This is a genomic window from Mycobacterium spongiae (assembly GCF_018278905.1).
GTDB lineage: Bacteria > Actinomycetota > Actinomycetes > Mycobacteriales > Mycobacteriaceae > Mycobacterium > Mycobacterium spongiae.
The window spans coordinates 4,766,239-4,784,799 of the sequence record NZ_CP046600.1; the positions used below are offsets into that span (position 1 = coordinate 4,766,239).

An 18,561-nucleotide genomic window follows, 5' to 3' on the forward strand; every position below is an offset into this window, starting at 1 on the left:
CACGAGGTGGTGCGCCACCACGGTCGGCGGCAAATGCCGCTGACCAACAACGGAGGTTCACATGGCAGTCTCGAGACCATCGGCGGCCGACATCGCGGCCGGCGCCCAGCACTTCGGCTTCCACTTCGACGCCGCGACCGAACAGGCCTATCACGGGGTCGTCACGGCCGCACTCGCGTCCTACGACGCCGTCGACGAGCTGTATGACGAGCTAGCGCGCCCGCAGATCACCACGCGGTCCTACCGATTTCCAGAACCCGGCGACAATCCGCTCGGCGCTTGGTATGTCACTACCGACATCGTTCGCGACACCGACGAGACCGCCCACGGACCACTATCGGGCCGCACGGTGGCGATCAAGGACAATATCTGTGTCGCCGCAGTCCCGATGATGAACGGATCGCGGGCAGTGGAGGGCTTTGTCCCCAGCCGCGATGCCACAGTCGTCGAGCGACTGCTCGACGCCGGGGCAACCATTGCCGGCAAGAGCGTCTGCGAGGATCTGTGTAGCTCCGGTTCCAGCTTCACATCCGCGTCCGGACCGGTACGCAATCCGTGGGACCTCACCCGGGAAGCGGGCGGATCGTCCAGCGGCAGCGCCGCATTGCTCGCCGCGGGCAAAGTAGACCTCGCCCTCGGCGGCGACCAGGGCGGTTCGATCCGGATCCCGGCATCGCTGTGCGGCGTCGTCGGCCTCAAGCCCACCCACGGGCTGGTTCCGTACACCGGGGCATTCCCCATCGAGCGGACGATCGACCACCTGGGTCCGATGACGCGCACCGTTGCCGACGCCGCGCTCTTGCTTGATGCTCTGGCCGGACCCGATGGCCAGGATCCCCGCCAGCCACCGGATCGGGCGGCGCCCAACTACCGCGACGCCCTCACCGGCGAGGTGGCCGGTCTGCGGGTAGGCATCGTCACCGAGGGCTTCGGCCAGCCGGAGTCACAACCCGAGTCCGACGACCTGGTTCGGTCCGCGGCGCACCGCCTGACCGAAATCGGCTGCACCGTCGGCGAAATCAGCGTTCCCTGGCACCGCCACGCTTTCCATCTCTTCACCGTCATCATTGCTGACGGCGCCGCCGGCCAGATGCTCGACGGTAACGGCTATGGACTCGGCGTGGACGGGTTGTATGACCCAGAGCTCATGGCGCACTTCGCCCGTCAGCGTCGCGTCAAGGCCGATCAGCTCGCCGCCACTATCAAGGCGACAGCGTTGTGCGGGCACTTCGGCCTCACAGCGCTGGGCGGAGCATCCTATGCCAAGGCGCGCAATCTGGTGCCGCACGCGCGCCGCGCCTACGACCGTGCCCTCGAGCACTACGACGTATTGGTGATGCCCACCGTCCCCGGCACCGCGAACACACTCCCGGCGGGTGGCCCGCAGGATTTCGCGCTGCTGGGCCGCGCACACGGAAAGGCGGTGAATACTTCGCCCATGGACGTCACCGGCCATCCCGCGATCTCGGTACCGGCGGGCCTCGTCGACGGCCTGCCCGCGGGAATGATGATCATGGGCAAGCGATTTGACGACGTCACGGTGCTGCGGGTCGCCGACGCCTTCGAGTCTCTGCGCGGCGGGTTTCCGACTGCCCCTCAGGTCTAGGCCCGGCAGAGGATTTCTCCATGCGGGATGGCCATCCAGCCATCTGCGTCGGCAACCCAGGACCGCCAGGCCGCCGAAATCTCTTGCAGCTGAGCCATTGTGGCCTCCCCCGCATCCACCGTCTGGCGTGCCAGGTTCGACCGAAGGACTCGGTCCGCCCAGGTTTCGCCCCACCACTGTCGGTCCTGCGGCGTTGCGAAACACCAGATGGCGCCAGTGGGTGTGATGTCGTCGAATCCTGCCTTGCGCGCCCAGGACAGCAGGTGTCGACCGGCGTCGGGTTCACCACCGTTGGCGCGAGCTGCCTTGTGGTAGAGGTCCAGCCACCGATCCAGACCGGGTAGCCGCGGATACCAGATGAATCCCGCGTAGTCGGCGTCGCGGGCCGCGACGATCCCGCCGGGGGAACACACCCGCCTCATCTCGCGCAGTGCCAGCACCGGATCCGCGACATGCTGCAGCACCTGGTGGGCGTGGACGACGTCGAAGGTGTCGTCGGGAAAGTCCAGCGCGTGCACGTCGGAGGTGACGAAGCAGATGTTGGATTGCTGGCGTGCGTGTGCCTCGGCGCGGGCCAGATCCAGCACGTCTTCGGCGGGTTCGATCGCGGTCACCCGACCGGGCGCGACCCGTGCGGCGATGTCGACCGTGATGGTTCCTGGTCCACAGCCGACGTCGAGCACGGACATGCCGGGATGTAGCTGGGCCAGCAGGTAGCCCGCGGAGTTCTCGGCTGTACGCCAGCGGTGCGACGCCACCACGGACTCGTGGTGACCATGGGTGTAGGTGGCCTGGGGCTGGTGGTCCACGGTTCGACTCCTCGCGGTTGACGTGCATCCCCCGATGTCCACACTACGCCGGGGGTTCATATTGAGAAACAAATGTCTCGCATAGTGAGACACACTCGTCAATTGACCGGCACGTTGAGGATCGGTCGATCGACACCGGCACCGGGGCCGTCGAAATGCCACCACTCACCGGAATACACGCTCAAACCACCGGAGTTCATCGCGGCGCGCAGCCGCGCGCGGTTGGCCTGCGCATCGGCACTCACCCCTTGCGTGGCGAAAGCCTTTGCCCGCGGCGAGAAGTCGTCGAAGTCGGTACCCATGTCCGCCAGGCACAGTTGGCCCAACCGCCGCTGCGGCGGGCAACTCCCCTGCGCGGTTGCCATTGTCACATCAACCGAGCGCCCCGACTCGTGGCTCCGCGCGTACCGTCCGGGCCGCGCCACCCAGGCGGGGTTCGGTACCACCTCAAACATTCTGACTTGAACGTCGTGCGGCCGGTAGCAGTCCCAGAAGACCAGCACCTGCCCCAGGGGTCGTAGCGATGCCGCCGCCGGCACCAGGCCTCGAGCCAGGGATTCGTGCACGAGACACCGAGCGTTGGCCGGATACAGAACGGTGCCGGTGAAGTTGTTGGCTGTCGCGTAGCGCAGATCGATGACCGCGTCGGGAACCACGCTGCGGACGTCGACGAATCCTGCTGCGCGCGCGGCAGCTCCGACCGGGGGCACTCCGGGGACGGACGGGGCGGTGGTGCGAACAGGCCGGACTGACAACGCCGAGGCACCCCCGGAATTCGGGGACGCCCCCGGCGAGGCCGACGTCGCGTCGCAGGACACGATCAACGCCGCCGCCGACGCGACGGACGCCACCACGACCATGAGCAGAAGACACTGCCGCAGAGAACGCATCCGCCCATTGTCGCCGGTCGGCGGGCTCGGGGCTGGCAGCGGACTCCCCCAACGCGACATAGTCCGCTGGTTCTAGTCCTCGACCCGATCGGTAATGATCTGCAGAACGGTGTTCGCGATCTCTTCGGCCGGCTCAAGACCCAGTACACCGACCGACATCAATACCGCAGATTTCTCGCGATACACGTGGCTCCAACCGTCAGCACTGAGCCGCACGGTGGAAGCATCCGGTTTATCCAGCGTGAATTCGTAACTGGGGTCGCGCAACCCCGCACACTCCCGCAGCGACGACTCCAACTGATGGAGCAGGCCGCGCGCCATACTGGCGTCCGGATACACCGCAACCGCCTGACTGACCGTCTCGATCATGGCGGGCAAGCCCGGGCTCATATCGTCGGTGACATCGTGATAGCCGGCGCTGCGGAACTCCAACCAACCGGTGCCGAAGGTAAAGTCGCTGATTCCGGCCGCCCGGCACGGGCCCGGAGCGTCGGTGTCAGTGGGCGGCGGCGTGCGCAAGTCCGAGTGCGAGTGCGCGGCCAGCGCCTCGTTGTTGGCGATGTTGCGCACGTCTTCGACGCTGACAATCAACGTATCGACACGGGACTCGGGCTCGTCGGATGCCTCCACCGACGTCACTTGGGCCGAGCATGCCGTCATCACGACCGCCGCACATCCGAGGATCGACGCCGACCGGGCTATGCCGGCGGCAGCGCTCCGAAGCACCCGGGGCCGCGGTTGGCGCAGGCTCGCCCGGGGTGTCGTAACGCTGCCGGTGGGGCGTGGTGGCCTCATCGTTGATAAGCCGGTTTCTGCGGGCGACCGCCCGCGGTTGATCATGGTGGGCTCCGGCGAGGCTGGGACGGGCTGGCCCGCCGTGTCGACGCCGTTGTCGATATCCTACGGCCGTCTGGACGTCTGCCGAGGCAGACCGGCCGTCACCATGTCCAGTCGTCGTCGGTGGTGTCGACGGCGGTGCCGATGATGTAGGCGTTGCCGCTTCCGGAGAAGAAGTCGTGGTTCTCGGCGGCGCCCGGATCCAGGGCGGAGAGAATCTCGGCGGGGACCTGACAGTCGTCTCGGGGGAACAGTGGCTCGAACCCGAGGTTGACGAGGGCCTTGTTGGCGTTGTAGCGCATGTAGGGCAACACCGGCGCAGTCATGTCCAGTGGATCGTAGAGATCGTGAGCGTAGTCGACCTCGTTGTCGTAGAGATCGGTGAGCATCGAGTAAGCGAACTCCCGCAATTCATCTTGCCGCCCAGGCGATTCCGTGCGGTAGCAGCGCTGGAACTTGTAGCCGATGTAGTGGCCGTGGACGGCTTCGTCGCGGATGATCAGGCGGATGATGTCCGCGGTATTGGTGAGGATGGAATGCGCCGACCAGTGCAGCGGCAGATAGAAGCCGCTGTAGAACATGAACGATTCGAGCATGACCGAGCTGATTTTCTTCTTGAGGGCGTCGTCACCCCGGTAGTAGTCGTGCACGATCCGCGCTTTGCGCTGCAAGAACTCGTTGGAGCGGGACCAGGCGAACGCGTCGGTAATCTCCCGTGTCGAGCACAAGGTGGAAAAGATCGAGCTGTAGCTCTTGGCGTGCACCGACTCCATGAACGCCATGTTGGTGTAGACGGCTTCTTCGTGCGGCGTAGCTGAATCAGCAAGCATCTCAATGCATCCGACCGTGCCCTGCATGGTGTCGAGCAATGTCAGCCCGGTGAAGACTCGCACGGTCAGTTGTTGTTGGGCCTCGTTGAGGGTGTGCCAGCTGGGCAGATCATTGGACAGCGGCACCTTCTCGGGCAGCCAGAAGTTAGCCGTGAGCCGGTTCCATACGTCGATGTCCTTCTGATCGGTCACCGCGTTCCAGTTGATGGCCTCCAGTGGTGCTGCGACGACAGTGGTCACCAGCTCTCCTTCCGATCGCACCCAGATTCACTTTCACTCGGACGTGTCACACGATGCATGGCCACAAGATGTAGGGCATTGCACCATTCCGATCACTAGATGTAGGGGTACCACAGTGGATCGACCGGAGAGCGAGACACGCCCAAGCGTGGCTGGGAAACCTCGAGTCCCCACTCATCCGCCTGCGCCGACGGGGGGTCGCTTGCCCAGCACCTTTGATGAGCGACACGGTTCGGCCTACCTTGGTCGCCATGGTGTGGGCCGAGGCGATTCCCAACTTGCTGATCGGGGTGCGGGAGGGCCTGGAGGCGGGCTTGGTGGTCAGCATCCTGCTCGCGGCGGTCGCCCAGTACCGCACCCACAATCCCACCGATCGGCGCATCTCGGCGGCACCGGTGTGGCTCGGGGTGGCCGCGGCCGTATCCCTGGCGGCCAGCTTCGCCGCGGTGCTGACGTTCACTACCGCCGAATTGTCGACGGCCGTTCAAGAGGGCGTTGGCGGGGCCTTGGGGGTCCTCGCGGTCGGGCTGGTCACCTGGATGGTGTTCTGGATGCGCCGGGCCGCGCCCGGGCTGTCGCGTCAACTGCGAGCCGACGTCGCCAGAGCCGCGACGATCGGTGCGGGTGCGCTGACGTTGATCGCGTTTCTGGCCGTGGGCCGCGAAGGCCTCGAGACGACGCTGTTCATCTGGACGGCGGTCAAAGCGTCCGGGTCGACGGTGAGCCCGCTGATCGGCGCGGCGGTAGGCATAGCGCTGGCGGTGGCGCTGTGCTGGCTGCTCTACAACCGGGCGATCAGGCTGAATCTCGCCAAGTTCTTCACGATCACCGGGGTGGCGTTGATCATCATCGCCGCGGGCATCCTGTCCTACAGTCTGGGCGACTTGCAGGAAGCCGGGTGGCTGCCGGGCAACAGCTGGCTGGCTTTCGACTTGACTGGGCGCGTCGACCCGAACGTCTGGTGGCTGTCGTTGGTATCGGGCATCACCAATTTGTCGGTCAGGATGACCGTGCTGCAGGTCACCGCGTGGGTGGCCTACACGGCGGTCACGGTTGCCGCGTTCGTCTCCTCGGCCCGAACCACACCCGTTCCGGCAGACACCCCCGCCAACGAAGCGGGACCCAGCCGATGGGAGCGCCTACTTGCCGGGTACATGTGGCCGACGGCGGCAGCGCTGGTCCTGACCCCGGTGGCGGTGGCAGCCCTGATCATCACCCTGGTGCCCAGGTCGCACTCCACCGGCGATATCCGGGTATCGGTCACCGATCACGATTGCGCCAAGGAGTGGGCTGCGACCAGCGGCGGCACCCGCACCTTTCAGGTGCACAACAAGTCGGGCCGAGCCGGGGAGATCAACCTGGTGGACAGCACTGGCGGGGTCGTAGCCGAGATCGAGACGCTCGCGCCGGCGACGACCGCGTCGATGACCGTGACGCTCGGTGCCGGCGAGTACGCGTTCACGTGCCGCCTGTCCGGTCGGCCGGTGATGTCGTCGGCCGCGGTCCGCGTCACCGCGGCGACCTCGATAACCGCTGCGCAGGCGATCCTGCCCGTCTCGCTCGACGACTTGGCCGGCCCCAACGCGCAGTATCAGAATATCGCCGCCGCGGCACTGGATGCGTTGGCTGACAACGCTATTGCGCTTCGCAACGACCTTGCCGCCGACGACCTTGCCGGAGCCAAGGTAAATCTGCTTGCTGCGCAGATGAATTGGGAACGCGTCGGCGCCTCGTACAACAGCTTCGGCGATCTCGGAAAGGCCGTCTCCGGGCTTCCCTGGGGTCTGCCGGGCGGGGTCGACGACGACGACTTCACCGGCCTGCACCGCCTGGAGTACGGCATCTATCACGACCAAGACCCGGCTGGCCTGGTACCGATCGCCGATCGGCTCCTCGCCGATATCGCCGTAGTCCGAAAGAACCTTCGCCGCGAGGACCTCGCGGGCGATCCCACCAACCTCCCGATCCGGGCCCACGAGATCCTCGAAGACGCGCAGCGCGATCACCTCTCAGGTATCGACGATCTCGGCGGCGGGTTTGCCTACCCGGCAACTATGGCCGACATCGATATCACCCGTTCGCTGATCGGCGAGCTGACCCCGCTGCTCGACGCGCGGTCGCCGAAGCTCGTGGCCACCATCAACACCCAGCTGGATACTCTGTCGGCCACGCTCATCGCCACCCAAGGACCGGACGGACGGTGGCTGGCCCCCGCGCAGGTACCGCCCGCCCAGCGCCAGGATGTCAACGCCGCGTTGGGTGCGGTGCTGGAAACCCTGGCCGTGGTGCCCGATCTCCTGGAAGTCCCCCCAAATCACTAGTGGATCAGATCAACAGAGGGCCGTTTGATGGATGTGGACCGTCGTAACTTCTTTCGGGGTGCCGCCGTGGGCGCAGCCGGTACCGCCCTCACCGGCGGCGTGCTCATCGGCGGGGCTCGCGTCGACGCCCGCGCCGCCCAGCGCTCCGAGCCGACGGAGGAGTCGTCGTATCCGTTCGACGGCCAACACCAAGCGGGGATCCTACGACCCGCCACCAAGCAACCGAGCGCTTCGTTCACGGCTTTCGATGTCACTGCCAAGACCCGCGGCGAGTTGATTGCGTTGCTGAAGACCCTGACCGACCGTGCGCGGATGCTGACCCGCGGTGGACCCGTCACCGACACCGGGGTCGGCGGGCCACCGTTGGACAGCGCGGTGCTCGGTGGCGCCATACCTTCCGATGGTCTCACGGTCACGGTCGCGGTGGGATCGAGCCTGTTCGATGACCGTTTTGGCCTGAAGAAACTTGCTCCGCTGCGGCTTACCCCGATGACAGTGTTCCCCAACGACTTTCCGGACCCGGCATGGACCGGCGGCGACCTCCTCGTCCAGCTATGCGCCAACAACCCCGACACCATCCACCATGCCATTCGTGACATCACCCGGCACACCCGAGCGGGAATGCAAGTCCGCTGGAAGATTCAGGGGTACAACTCACCGCCCAGGCCGACGGGCACGCCCCGAAATCTGTTGGGATTCAAGGACGGCACCGCCAATCCCACCAATGCCGAATCGCAGCAGCTGATCTGGGTCGACGATCCCGCCGAGCCGGCGTGGACCCACGGCGGCAGCTACCAGGTGGTTCGGCTGATCCGAATGCTGGTCGAATTCTGGGATCGAATATCGATCAACGAACAAGAAGGCATATTCGGTCGCCGCCGCGACTCGGGCGCACCGCTGGACGGCAACGTCGAGAACGACACCCCCGACTACGGAGCAGATCCCGACGGCCGGATCATCCCGTTGGACGCGCACATTCGCCTGGCCAACCCCCGCACACCCGACACCGCCAATCAGCGCATCGTGCGGCGCTCCTATAACTACGACCTGGGCGTCGACCCCAACGGCAACATTGCGGCCGGGCACATCTTCGTCGCGTTCCAACAAGACATCCGTCGCCAGTTCGAGGCAATCCAAACGCGGCTGATCGACGAACCCCTCGTCGACTACGTCCAACCGTTCGGGGGTGGATATTTTCTCGCCCTGCCCGGCGTCACCGACTCCACCGACTGGTACGCACGCCAACTGCTGTCCTAGCCCCTGTCCCAGCCGCCGGGCGGCGCCACCAAGAATCACGAGTCCGAGTGAAATAAAGGGCGCCGTCCACGCGTCAATCCGAGCGTTCGAAGCACGATCAGTGGACCAGGCAACAACCTTTTGCCCACAGGAGTTGATAGTGCGAAATGGTCAAGAGCAGGATCCTTGATGGGTCAGCGAACGCGCGCGCCAGGGCCGGGCACGGGCTATTCATGCCGCATCTGCATCGCCGACGAGGACTCTCGCTAGGGTGTTGACTACCTAACGACACATCGTTTCAGGAGATCTCCGTGCCACAGGATGGAAAAAACCCACGCCCGTCGCGGTTGCGACGCTCGACGCTATCGCTCGGAGCCATCGGGTGCGCGCTGGCAACTCTCGTGCTCACCGCCGGGTGCACACAGGAGGAGGATGAGAACATTGACATCACCGATGCGATCCTGACCAGCCGCGCAGCCAACTGCGCCGATTACGCGGCGGCATATTCGGCCACGGCGACCGACGTGCAACGCCGCGAGACATACAACGCCGCCGTCGAAGTGAGCGCCAACGGCTCGCGGTGCACCATCGCCTCCAACGCGGTGCCCAACCACGACTTCAATGCCACCGGCCACTTCGCGACACCGTTTAGCGAACAGGAGCAGAGCTACACGATCACCGCGACCCCGACAGCTGCCGCCACCACGACGGCGCTCAGTCTGCAGTACGACAACGCCGTGCTTCTCAACGGCGTCAAAGTGGACCTACTCGCGGCGGGCTGTTTCGGTGTCGGTGACGGCAACATCGGATGCTTCAACCTCAACACGCCCTATCGCTATAATCCCATGGCGCCGAACACTTTTGGCCTTGACGAGCACCATGCCCACACCCAGCCCAACGGAAGCTACCACTACCACGGCAACCCGATGGCGCTGTTCGACGAGGACAACCCCGCCCAACCTTCGCCGGTCATCGGGTTCGCCGCCGACGGGTTCCCGATCTTCGGCAGCTATATCGCCGATGGCGACGGGGTCCGCCAAGCGACCTCCAGCTACCAGCTCAAGACTGGCACGCGGCCCGGTGGCCCGGGCGGCACTTTCGACGGTACGTTCATCGACGATTTTGACTATGTTGCCGGCTCAGGGGACCTGGACGCGTGCAACGGGATGACGCAGGAGGGGGTCTACGGTTACGTCGTGACCGACAGCTATCCCTATGTGCTGGGTTGCTTCACCGGCACTCCGGACGACTCGTTCCGCAAGAACCCGCCGAGTCGCTAGCCGGCCCGGCAACCACCACTCACGGTGCGGCGCCGCGTATACAGCAGACCTGCAGCACAACAACTTTCGTGCTGGCTGCCAACTACTCGACCGCGACTACCTCGCGGCCGGAGACCAAACCGACCAGTGGGCGTCAGGCCGCGGGCGGGTAGACGCCCATGCCCTTGGCTTTCTCGGTCTGCCAGAACACGCCGGCGATCTCGTCGATGAGCTCCAGCAGCTTCTCGCAATCGGCGACCTCAGTGGACTTCTTGACGTCACCGGCCTGGTGGATGGCCTCCCAGAACAACTGGTGCAGATTCGGGAATTGTTCGAAGTGCGCCTTGGTGAAGAAATCCGCCCACAACACCATGAGATGTTGCTTGACCTCCTCGGCGCGCTGCTCCTTGACATTGACGCAGCGGGTGCGGAAGTGGTCATCGCTGGAATCGTGGTACTTCTGGACGGTCTTGAGGCACGAGAGCGCCTCGATCTTGGCTTGCGCGGGATCGTAGACGCCGCAGTACAAGTCGCAGTGAGCGTGGGCAATAGGAGCGTGGGAGAAAAATCGGTGCAGCATACGGCGAATCTATACTTCCTGGATGGGTCGCGGTTATTCACCCCCAGGTTGGCCGCTGCGCCGGTTCAGAGTAGCCGAGGACTCAATGCGGCCGACGCTGGTCCCGGGCGACGGGTTGCTGGTGCTGCGCAGCAGCACTCCGCGGCCCGGCCAGATTCGGCTGTTTCGCGACCCGCGGTTGCCGTCCCGATGGCTGGTCAAGCGGGTTGGCAACGTGCGCGGCGCCGGTCGGCATGCAGCGTTCGAGGCCTGCTCGGACAACCCCGATGCCCCCGGTGTTGTCGATTCGCGGCAGTTCGGTTGGGTGACCGCCGCCGGCTCCTATCGGGTGGTGTGGATCGTTCGGGGACCCAACCGCGGCTGACTGTGGGAATCTGCCCGCCGCCGGATGTGCGATCATGGATGGCAGCCGCGATGACTGTGACGCGGCTCCGGACGAGATGTGCGCCGTACCCGGACTGCTAAGACGACGCTCCTGAAGGAGGAGAGTCGTCATGGGGCAGGTGGTGCAAGTCATCGGTTCGCTGCTGGTTCTCATCGCTTTCGCGGCCGCGCAGCGCGGCTGGTGGGACCCGCGGTCGAAGATCTATCTGGCATTGAACCTCATCGGGTCCTCGGTGCTGTCAGTGGAGGCGGTGCTGGAGGCCCAATGGGGATTCCTCTTGCTGGAGGGTGTGTGGGCGCTGGTATCGGCGGCGGGCATGATCGCGGTGCTTCGCGGCAGGACGCTGCGATCGGTGGCGCATTAACTTTCGTGTTCACGCATGGATCAGAATTGCCGGTGTTTGCGACGCTGGCCGGAACACAAGGCACGGCAACGTCTTAACCGGTTGTTCGCCGTCGGCGACGGCGCTGGAGTAGCCGCGGAATCGGATTCTACCGTCGGTGGTGTCGATCTGAGCTCTGTTCATTCGTCATGTGAGGTCGGTGCCACGCCGATACCCCGACATTCGAACGAAGGAGTTCCGCAATGCCCAAATACCACCTGACCTACGGCGGCGGCGCCCAGATGCCCGAGACGACGCGGGAGATGGAGGCGATGATGCAGGCATGGAACTCCTGGTTCCGCGATCTCGGCGACGCGCTCGTCGACCCTGGCAACGCGTTCGGAGACCGACGCCGAATCGACAGCGCCGGCGCGGGCCTGCCCGCCACGGGCGCTACCGGGTATTCGATTCTCACCGCGGATGATCTCGACGCGGCCGTGGCCTTGGCCGGGACCAATCCCGTCCTGGCCGCTGGTGGCGCGGTTGAAATATCCGCCTGCCTCGACATGTAGAGCGTGGCGTGACCGGCGGCCTGCCCGTCCGGGGTCGTGTCGCCGTCGCCAATCACTACCCACCGAACTCGGAAGGAGAACCCCATGGCGTTACACGAGGCACCCGAACAGATCTCCGTCGGCGGGGTCGATGACTACCTGGCGGCGATGTCCCGGATGGTGTTCCAATCGGGTATGGGGCGCAGCGTGGTCGACGCAAAGTGGGCTGACATCAGCGACGCCTTCGACCACTTCGACTGCGCGTCCGTGGCCGCCTATAACCCCACGGACGTCGACCGGCTCTGCAACGACGCGCGAGTGATCCGCAACCGACGCAAGATCGAAGCGATCATCGCCAACGCCAACACGCTGCTGGACCTTGACGCCGATCCCGGGTTCGGCGTCTGGCTCAAGTCGCATCCCAGCGACGCCGATCGCGTCACGGCGTTGCGTAAGCAGTTCAAGTTCCTCGGCCCGACCGGGATTCATGAATTCCTGTGGATCGTCGGCGAAACCAGCGATCCAGGATGTGGCTCATGAAATACGTTCTGCTACTGCACCTCCCCGCCGCGACCGGCGACCCACCACCACCTCCCGCCGAGAGCGACATGCTCGCGGAGTTCGCGGCCTACAAGCGGGTGAAGGACGAACTGCAAGCCGAAGGGATCTGGCTGGGCGGACAAGCGCTACATCCCGGGACGATGACGACCCAAGTCAGAGTCCGCGACGACGACGCGCTCGTTGTCGACGGACCGCTCGCAGAGACAGCCGAGCAGGTCGCCGGCTACTACCTGGTGGACTGTCGCGACCTCGACGAAGCCATCGCAGTCGCGGCCCGCATCCCCGGTGCCCGAACCGGTACCGTCGAGATTCGCCCCGTGTTCGACTACGAACAAGTACTGACCGACCATGAATCGAGACGCTGAACCCGAACAGGGAACCCGAGCTTTGGTCGAAGCCGCGTTCGCGGCCGATCGCGGAAAGATCCTCGCGATCTTGACAGGCGACCTTCGTGACCTCGACCTGGCCGAAGACTGCGTCCAGGACGCATTCGCCGAGGCGCTACGCACCTGGCCCACCCGCGGAGCACCCACCAACCCGACCGCCTGGATCATCACCACGGCTCGCAATCGCGCCATCGACCGACTCCGCCGCCATGCGCGGCACGACCACATCGTGGCGCAGCACTGGCGACCGGACGCACTGGGCGACGTTGTCCTCGACGAGGTCCTCGCCGACGAAGAAATTCCCGACGAACGACTTCGGTTGATCTTCACCTGCTGTCACCCCGCGCTGGACCGCAAGGATGCCGTCGCCCTCACGCTGCGTACCGTGGCGGGGCTGACGAGCCGCGAGATCGCCGCCGCGTTCCTCGTCAGGGAGACCGCCATGCAGGCCCGAATCACCCGGGCGAAGGCCAAGATTCGTGACGCTGCCATCAGCTATCGAGTGCCCGACCACCACGAACTCCCGGACCGGCTTGCCGCCGTGCTCGACGTCATCACCCTCGTCTACAACGAGGGCTACACACCTCACACCCAGGACCCGGTCCGCGACAGCCTGCGCCACCAAGCCATCGGACTCGCCGCCGTCGTCAGCGACCATCTACCCGACGAACCCGAAGCGCTGGGTTGCCACGCGCTGCTGCTGTTTCACGAAACGCGCGCTCCCGCCCGCGTCGACGCCCAAGGCGACCTCGTGACCCTCGAACAGCAAGACCGCACCCTGTGGAGCCGCGCCCTGACCGATCGCGGCGACCAGCTCCTCCACCGGGCTCTGCGCCAACATCGACCCGGACCCTTCCAAATTCAGGCCGCCATCAGCGCTCTCCACAGCATCAGCCCCACGCCCGCCGACACCGACTGGGACCAGATTGTGGTCCTCTACGACCAGCTTCTCGCCATCGCCAACACACCCACCAACGCGATCGGACGTGCGATCGCGATCGGCATGGCCTATGGACCGGCCCAGGGACTCGCCGCGCTGCCTCCCCCTGACCCGCCACTGGACACCTTCCATCGCTGGCACGCGGCCCACGCCGATCTCCTGCGACGCAACCACCAACCCGAACTCGCAGCGAAAGCCTTCGACCGAGCCGCCGCCCTGGCCACCAACCAAGCCGAACAGCGCTGGCTTCGCGCCCAACAACGACAGTCCCTCAAGAGCTGACACAGCCACTGAGGGCACGTCGGACGCTGGCGCTAGGCTGCCCGCGTGGCGATGGAACCGCACCACCGTGCACGTCCCACCATGCCTGACGGGTACGGGCTGCCTCGAACGGAAGAGGGGCTGCTGCGCTGGGACGAAGTCGAACAGCGGCTGCGTGCGTCGCTGCATTACTGGCTGGCGACCGTCCGCCCGGACGGAACCCCACACTGTGTGCCGCGTTGGGGTGTGTGGCTCGACGGGCGGTTCTACTACGACGGAGCGCCGACGACGCGCCACGTGCGCAATCTGCACCACAACCCCGCCTGCACGCTGACTCTCGAGAGTGCCACCGAGGTAGTGATTGTCGAGGGAGTCTCCGCGGCGACACGCGCGGATCCCGCCGATCTCGGCGCTCGGCTGGCGACTGCTTTTAGCAAGTACCACCCCGACTACGCGCCAGGGCCAGATTCGTGGGCCGATGCCGAGGGGGGTGGACTGCGGCTGATCACTCCCAAGCGGGCGCTGGCTTGGTTCCAGTTTCCGAAGGACTGCACCCGCTTCGTCTTCTGAGGCCCGTTCGCGAGGCCGTGGCGCTATGGAACCCCGCTCGCGGTGAATTGCTTCCCTTGGCCCACCACCTAGACTCCGGAGGATGCAACCCGGTCAGCTCCAGATCGATGTCGGCCAGCTCGAGGCCATGGCCAGCCAATGGAGTGCGGGAAGCGCTGAGCTCGCGGGCCTGCAACCACCCTCGCCAGGCCTGCCGTTTCAACCGACGACGGCTGCCGTGGGTAGTGCGCACGCGGGGGTCAGCCTTGCCGCGGTGGCGTTGATCGCTCGCGTCCAAGCGACAACGGCGGTGGTAGCGGCGGGTGCCGCCGGGTATGTCGCCAATGAAGCAACCGCAGCGACCGAGATGGCCGACGTGGTACCCCGGTTGGTCTAGATGGTGGCGACCCTTTCTCAGGTCCGGGCCTGGAGCACTGAGCACCTCGTCGACGCGGCCACCTACTGGACCACGACCGCCGATCAGTGGGAAGACGTGTTCCTGCAGATGCGCAACCAATCGCACACCGTCACCTGGCAGGGCGCCGGGGGTGATGCGCTGCGCTCCCGAACCGGTGCTGACCTCGCGGTCGTCAGCGCCAAAGCCGATCAGCTACGCCAAGCGAGCACGATCGCCCGCGACGGCGCCGGAATGATTGGTGCCGCCCAGCGCCGGGTCATCTATGCGGTCGAGGACGCCCACAACGCCGGTTTCGCTGTCGGAGAAGACTTCTCGGTCACCGATACCCGAACCAGCCGCAGCGCAGCGCAACAGGCGGCTCGGCACGCCCAAGCCCAAACACTCGCCGCTGACATCCGTCAACGCGCGGCACAACTCATCGGAAGCGAACACGACGTAGCCGCCAACATCACCACCGCGACAGCCGGGATCGCAGCCACCACGTTCCCGGAAACACCCGGCATCGATGACACCATCATCAGCGACGACAAGCGCGACGGTGGGGTCCAGCTGGTCGACTTCACCCAAGATGACCATGCCAGCCCCCCGCCCCCGTTTGCACCATGGGACACCCCTGATGGAACACTGCCGCCGGGTACTGGCCTGAGCCCCCAGCTACAGCAGATGCTCCTCGGCGGTGATCCCGCGAGCCTGACTGGTCAGGGGCTTGTGGACAAGGTGCAACAGTTCGTGCAGTCGCTGCCCGAGAACGATCCCGCAACCTCGTGGTTGCGCGATCAGGTTGCAGATCTGCAGGCGCATGTCGAGGACATCGAGTACGCCCGCGCCCATTGCAGCACCAGCGACTGGCTCGAGCGGACCACCCAGTTTGCCGGCGGTGTGATAGTGACTGGTATCGGCGGGCTGACCGCAGAGACCGGGGCGGGTGTCGGCGTCGCGGTGGCAGCCGGTCTCGGCACGGCGGTAGCGGGCGCGGGTCTTCTGCAGTGCCTGGTAGGGAGCAAATGATGGACGTATTGGCTGCCGGGATCGCGGCTGGAGCGCTTGGGCTGGCGTTGTGGGGCGCGTGGCGCCCGCAGTACCGCGCGGCGTCCTACTGGGTGGCCGGTGTTGTGGGGCTGGCCCTGATCGTGGTGCTGGTGGTGACTGGACAAACATTGATGGCCATATCCGTGACATTTCTGCTAGCGATGGGCGGTCCGATGGTGGTGGTCAACCACCGCAGAGAGAAACGCAAGCGGGCTCAGACGACCGAAGAAGGGCAGTAGGCTCCGCGCTCGCGGCTCGCCAGTGCGCTCCGCTACGCCGGTGACCTAGTCGATTCCGTGCTTAGCCAGGAAGGCGCGCGCGTCGCTGGCATTTTGCTCGGGCATCTCGATGTGCGACATGTGGCCCATGTGGTCGTAGATCACGTGCTCGGCGTGTGGGGTGTCACCGGAGAGCCGCAAGCCCGCGCCCAGCGAGACGATATTGTCGTCGCGGCCCAGCAGGAAAAACGTGGGACAGGTGATACGCGAAAGGCCGGTCACGTCCTCGTGGTGCAGGGCCTCGTAAGACACCAGCGACAGTAGGACGCCACGGTTCTGTTCGTAGCGGAACAGTCTGAATTGGCGATCGATGGCGGCTTGGGAGACTGCGGACCTGTCGTGAAAGAACTTTGCGTACTGAAAACTCGAGAAAAGAGCATAGGAGCCGAAGTCTCGCAGTAGGGATCGACCGACCGCTGATTGGGCCGCAGTCGCCACGGCGCGGGGCATCTCCAGGGAGTCCTCGTCGGTGTAGCCGCCCGGGGACGTCAGGATCATAGCGGCGGGAGCTTCCGGGTTGGCCAGTACGTACCGCAGGACCGTCTCCCCGCCGAACGAGTGCCCGACGATGACAAAGTCCTTGAGTTCCATCGCCGCGACAAAGGCCGAAACGAACCGCGCAAATCGTTTGGTCGAGTATATGCCGTCCGGGAAGGGGGCCGTGAGCCCGTGGCCGGGTAGGTCCACGGAAATGAAACAGAATTGACCGCCGAAATGGTCGACCCAGGACTCCCACACCGACAGCGAATCACCGCCGCCGTGGATCAGCAGAATTGTTCGGTGTGATCGATCTCCGCGAACCTTGTAGTTCACCTCCATGCCGTCGGGCAGTCGCAAGGTTTCGAACGCGAAGTCCGCGACGTCCGCGCGTGACAGGCTGGCTCTGAACAAATTTTTCTTGGCGAGGGTGGCCGATAAACCGAACGCAGACAGTATGATCCAGAAAAAGAGTCGCAATGTTCTTCACTCTCTCGGTCGGTGCGTCGGTGCCGAGCTTCCGTTGTATGGATGGCCGCCGAAACCCTCCAGAGCGGACATCAATTACGCAGAGCCACTGGTCTGGAACGAAATCGAAAAGACCACGCCGGATAGCTTCCAGCCGTCGCCGGTGCGAACAAGCGAAAATCGATAAGAACCCACGATAGACTCCAGCGTGCCGCCTTCGGTCCCATTAACCCGGAAATGGCTGGTCGTGACGTAGCAGTTGAATTCCGCATTCTCGCCGTCGATGTCGACGATCTGATTCCCGATTTGATGCTGCGATGCATCGTAAGAGGACAATATTTTGCGCCACTGCCGCGTGAATTCGCCGGGCGTCGCACTGGTTGCGGGTTCTCCGGTAAGCGCCGAGAAGTCGGCACGAAACGGATCCGTCATCAAGGTGCGAACGGCGTCCCAGTTGCCATGGTCGACCCCCATCAAGAACCGAGGGACCAGATTCATGATCTGTGCGTAGTCGTCCATCGCACCTCACCCTAGCTAGAGATCTGGCGAGTCGCCGTGACGTCGCTAGCGGTCGCTAGCTGCTCGAGACGACCGCGAGTACAGCGCCTGGCGAGCCGGTCCCGGATCATTGGGGACCGGACACGCGGCGACGAGCTCGACAGATGCTGCCAGTGGCCAGGATCATTCATCGGCGGTAGGTGGTACCTGCTGTTCGCGCTCCTTGTCGTCGAGGGCGGTGTCGTCATCGTCCCAATCGACCCATTCAGGAAGTGGGGTCACGGGCATGGCGCCGCGAATTGATGCCTCGAATCCGGGCTGCTCGCGGCCTCGTTCTGACCAATTCGGGTAGCTGCGGAACCGTCGTGACCGCCGGATGGCGCCCACCAAGATAGCCGCTAGGGCAATTACCAGCCAGGCGATCAGCAGCGCCTTGAGGAATGTCAGCCACATTGTGTTCACCGGCGCCCATGCGGACCAGGCTGTCTTCGGGGCGGCTAAGTCATCGTGGAAATTGCCTGATCTGCCGCGCCAGGTTACCAGGTCAGACCCACTGACCAGCTCGTTCATGGTATTCGCTTCGCTGCCATGGGGGCGACCGATAGAACGACCTGATCGCGGTTCACCCCGGCGTCCCTGAATGGAGTTGCTGGGCCGTGGGCCGAGGCAACGCGTCGGGCATCGGTGCCCGCACACGCGCCGGGTGAATCTTTCGTGGCTACCAACGAAAATTGAATCTGTTGACAAAGTCCGGAAGGTATCCTGAGATTTCGTACACAATGGTGGGCAGATACGTAGCTCCCCTGGGCCGATCGTGGACGCGATAGCCG

At 64.9% G+C, this 18,561-nt stretch carries 22 protein-coding genes and 1 riboswitch; of the genes, 14 read left to right on the forward strand and 8 right to left on the reverse strand.

Annotation, left to right across the window (positions count from 1 at the left end; genetic code table 11):
* Positions 1–61 precede the first annotated feature (61 nt).
* Positions 62–1,606, forward strand: coding sequence for an amidase (locus tag F6B93_RS19215; protein ID WP_211696507.1), 1,545 nt, complete (start codon positions 62–64; stop codon positions 1,604–1,606).
* On the opposite strand, the gene F6B93_RS19220 is transcribed toward F6B93_RS19215, so the two are convergent.
* The 4 genes from F6B93_RS19220 to nrdF form a co-directional block, all read right to left on the reverse strand.
* On the reverse strand, positions 1,603–2,415 hold the full coding sequence (locus F6B93_RS19220; protein WP_211696508.1) for a methyltransferase domain-containing protein: 813 nt from the start codon (positions 2,413–2,415) through the stop codon (positions 1,603–1,605). The two genes, F6B93_RS19215 and F6B93_RS19220, sit on opposite strands and share 4 nt — an antisense overlap.
* A gap of 98 nt (positions 2,416–2,513) precedes the next feature.
* On the reverse strand, positions 2,514–3,305 hold the full coding sequence (locus F6B93_RS19225; RefSeq protein WP_211696509.1) for a M15 family metallopeptidase: 792 nt from the start codon (positions 3,303–3,305) through the stop codon (positions 2,514–2,516).
* A 72-nt stretch (positions 3,306–3,377) separates the two neighbouring features.
* Complete coding sequence (locus tag F6B93_RS19230; protein WP_343232708.1) at positions 3,378–3,965, reverse strand: sensor domain-containing protein; 588 nt, start codon at positions 3,963–3,965, stop codon at positions 3,378–3,380.
* Between the two features lie 278 nt (positions 3,966–4,243).
* Positions 4,244–5,212 carry a class 1b ribonucleoside-diphosphate reductase subunit beta gene (gene nrdF / locus F6B93_RS19235; protein ID WP_211696511.1) on the reverse strand — a complete coding sequence of 323 codons (969 nt, stop codon included), beginning with the start codon at positions 5,210–5,212 and terminating at the stop codon, positions 4,244–4,246.
* A 251-nt stretch (positions 5,213–5,463) separates the two neighbouring features.
* Here nrdF and efeU point away from each other — a divergent pair, with 251 nt between their 5' ends.
* The 3 genes from efeU (at position 5,464) to F6B93_RS19250 (ending at position 10,049) form a co-directional block, all read left to right on the forward strand.
* Positions 5,464–7,533 (forward strand): iron uptake transporter permease EfeU, encoded by a 2,070-nt coding sequence (efeU, locus tag F6B93_RS19240; RefSeq protein ID WP_211699611.1) that lies wholly within the window; start codon positions 5,464–5,466, stop codon positions 7,531–7,533.
* Positions 7,534–7,560: 27 nt separating this feature from the next.
* On the forward strand, positions 7,561–8,790 hold the full coding sequence (efeB, locus tag F6B93_RS19245; RefSeq protein WP_211696512.1) for an iron uptake transporter deferrochelatase/peroxidase subunit: 1,230 nt from the start codon (positions 7,561–7,563) through the stop codon (positions 8,788–8,790).
* A 290-nt stretch (positions 8,791–9,080) separates the two neighbouring features.
* Positions 9,081–10,049: a YHYH protein gene (locus F6B93_RS19250; protein WP_211696513.1), complete on the forward strand. Its 969-nt coding sequence runs from the start codon at positions 9,081–9,083 to the stop codon at positions 10,047–10,049.
* A gap of 133 nt (positions 10,050–10,182) precedes the next feature.
* On the opposite strand, the gene sodN is transcribed toward F6B93_RS19250, so the two are convergent.
* Positions 10,183–10,608, reverse strand: a complete 426-nt coding sequence (sodN, locus tag F6B93_RS19255; RefSeq protein WP_211696514.1) for a superoxide dismutase, Ni — start codon at positions 10,606–10,608, stop codon at positions 10,183–10,185.
* Between the two features lie 85 nt (positions 10,609–10,693).
* On the opposite strand from sodN, the gene F6B93_RS19260 reads away from it, so the two are divergent.
* The 10 genes from F6B93_RS19260 (at position 10,694) to F6B93_RS19305 (ending at position 16,249) form a co-directional block, all read left to right on the forward strand.
* On the forward strand, positions 10,694–10,972 hold the full coding sequence (locus F6B93_RS19260) for a S24/S26 family peptidase (RefSeq protein WP_246541165.1): 279 nt from the start codon (positions 10,694–10,696) through the stop codon (positions 10,970–10,972).
* A gap of 40 nt (positions 10,973–11,012) precedes the next feature.
* A riboswitch (guanidine-III (ykkC-III) riboswitch) is annotated at positions 11,013–11,084 on the forward strand.
* Positions 11,085–11,102: 18 nt separating this feature from the next.
* Positions 11,103–11,357 carry a CBU_0592 family membrane protein gene (locus F6B93_RS19265; protein ID WP_211696516.1) on the forward strand — a complete coding sequence of 85 codons (255 nt, stop codon included), beginning with the start codon at positions 11,103–11,105 and terminating at the stop codon, positions 11,355–11,357.
* Positions 11,358–11,578: 221 nt separating this feature from the next.
* Complete coding sequence (locus F6B93_RS19270; RefSeq protein WP_211696517.1) at positions 11,579–11,887, forward strand: YciI family protein; 309 nt, start codon at positions 11,579–11,581, stop codon at positions 11,885–11,887.
* 84 nt (positions 11,888–11,971) lie between these two features.
* Positions 11,972–12,406, forward strand: coding sequence for a DNA-3-methyladenine glycosylase I (locus tag F6B93_RS19275; protein WP_211696518.1), 435 nt, complete (start codon positions 11,972–11,974; stop codon positions 12,404–12,406).
* Positions 12,403–12,792 carry a YciI family protein gene (locus F6B93_RS19280; RefSeq protein ID WP_246540864.1) on the forward strand — a complete coding sequence of 130 codons (390 nt, stop codon included), beginning with the start codon at positions 12,403–12,405 and terminating at the stop codon, positions 12,790–12,792. Before F6B93_RS19275 ends, F6B93_RS19280 begins: the two co-directional genes overlap by 4 nt.
* The gene (locus F6B93_RS19285; protein ID WP_211696519.1) at positions 12,776–14,035 is read left to right on the forward strand and encodes an RNA polymerase sigma factor; all 1,260 of its coding nucleotides are present in this window, start codon (positions 12,776–12,778) and stop codon (positions 14,033–14,035) included. Before F6B93_RS19280 ends, F6B93_RS19285 begins: the two co-directional genes overlap by 17 nt.
* Before the next feature lie 51 nt (positions 14,036–14,086).
* Complete coding sequence (locus tag F6B93_RS19290) at positions 14,087–14,584, forward strand: pyridoxamine 5'-phosphate oxidase family protein (protein WP_211699613.1); 498 nt, start codon at positions 14,087–14,089, stop codon at positions 14,582–14,584.
* A gap of 82 nt (positions 14,585–14,666) precedes the next feature.
* Positions 14,667–14,960, forward strand: a complete 294-nt coding sequence (locus tag F6B93_RS19295; RefSeq protein ID WP_211696520.1) for a hypothetical protein — start codon at positions 14,667–14,669, stop codon at positions 14,958–14,960.
* The gene (locus F6B93_RS19300) at positions 14,961–15,989 is read left to right on the forward strand and encodes a hypothetical protein (RefSeq protein ID WP_211696521.1); all 1,029 of its coding nucleotides are present in this window, start codon (positions 14,961–14,963) and stop codon (positions 15,987–15,989) included.
* Complete coding sequence (locus F6B93_RS19305; protein ID WP_211696522.1) at positions 15,986–16,249, forward strand: hypothetical protein; 264 nt, start codon at positions 15,986–15,988, stop codon at positions 16,247–16,249. The genes F6B93_RS19300 and F6B93_RS19305 overlap by 4 nt, the downstream gene beginning before the upstream one ends.
* A 45-nt stretch (positions 16,250–16,294) precedes the next feature.
* Here F6B93_RS19305 and F6B93_RS19310 read toward each other — a convergent pair whose 3' ends face one another.
* From F6B93_RS19310 to F6B93_RS19320, 3 genes are all read right to left on the reverse strand, one after another.
* Positions 16,295–17,179, reverse strand: coding sequence for an alpha/beta fold hydrolase (locus F6B93_RS19310; RefSeq protein ID WP_211696523.1), 885 nt, complete (start codon positions 17,177–17,179; stop codon positions 16,295–16,297).
* Between the two features lie 150 nt (positions 17,180–17,329).
* Complete coding sequence (locus F6B93_RS19315) at positions 17,330–17,752, reverse strand: nuclear transport factor 2 family protein (RefSeq protein ID WP_211696524.1); 423 nt, start codon at positions 17,750–17,752, stop codon at positions 17,330–17,332.
* A gap of 162 nt (positions 17,753–17,914) precedes the next feature.
* Entirely contained in the window at positions 17,915–18,193 is a 279-nt protein-coding gene (locus tag F6B93_RS19320) for a hypothetical protein (protein ID WP_425518471.1), read from the reverse strand.
* Between the last annotated feature and the right edge of the window lie 368 nt (positions 18,194–18,561).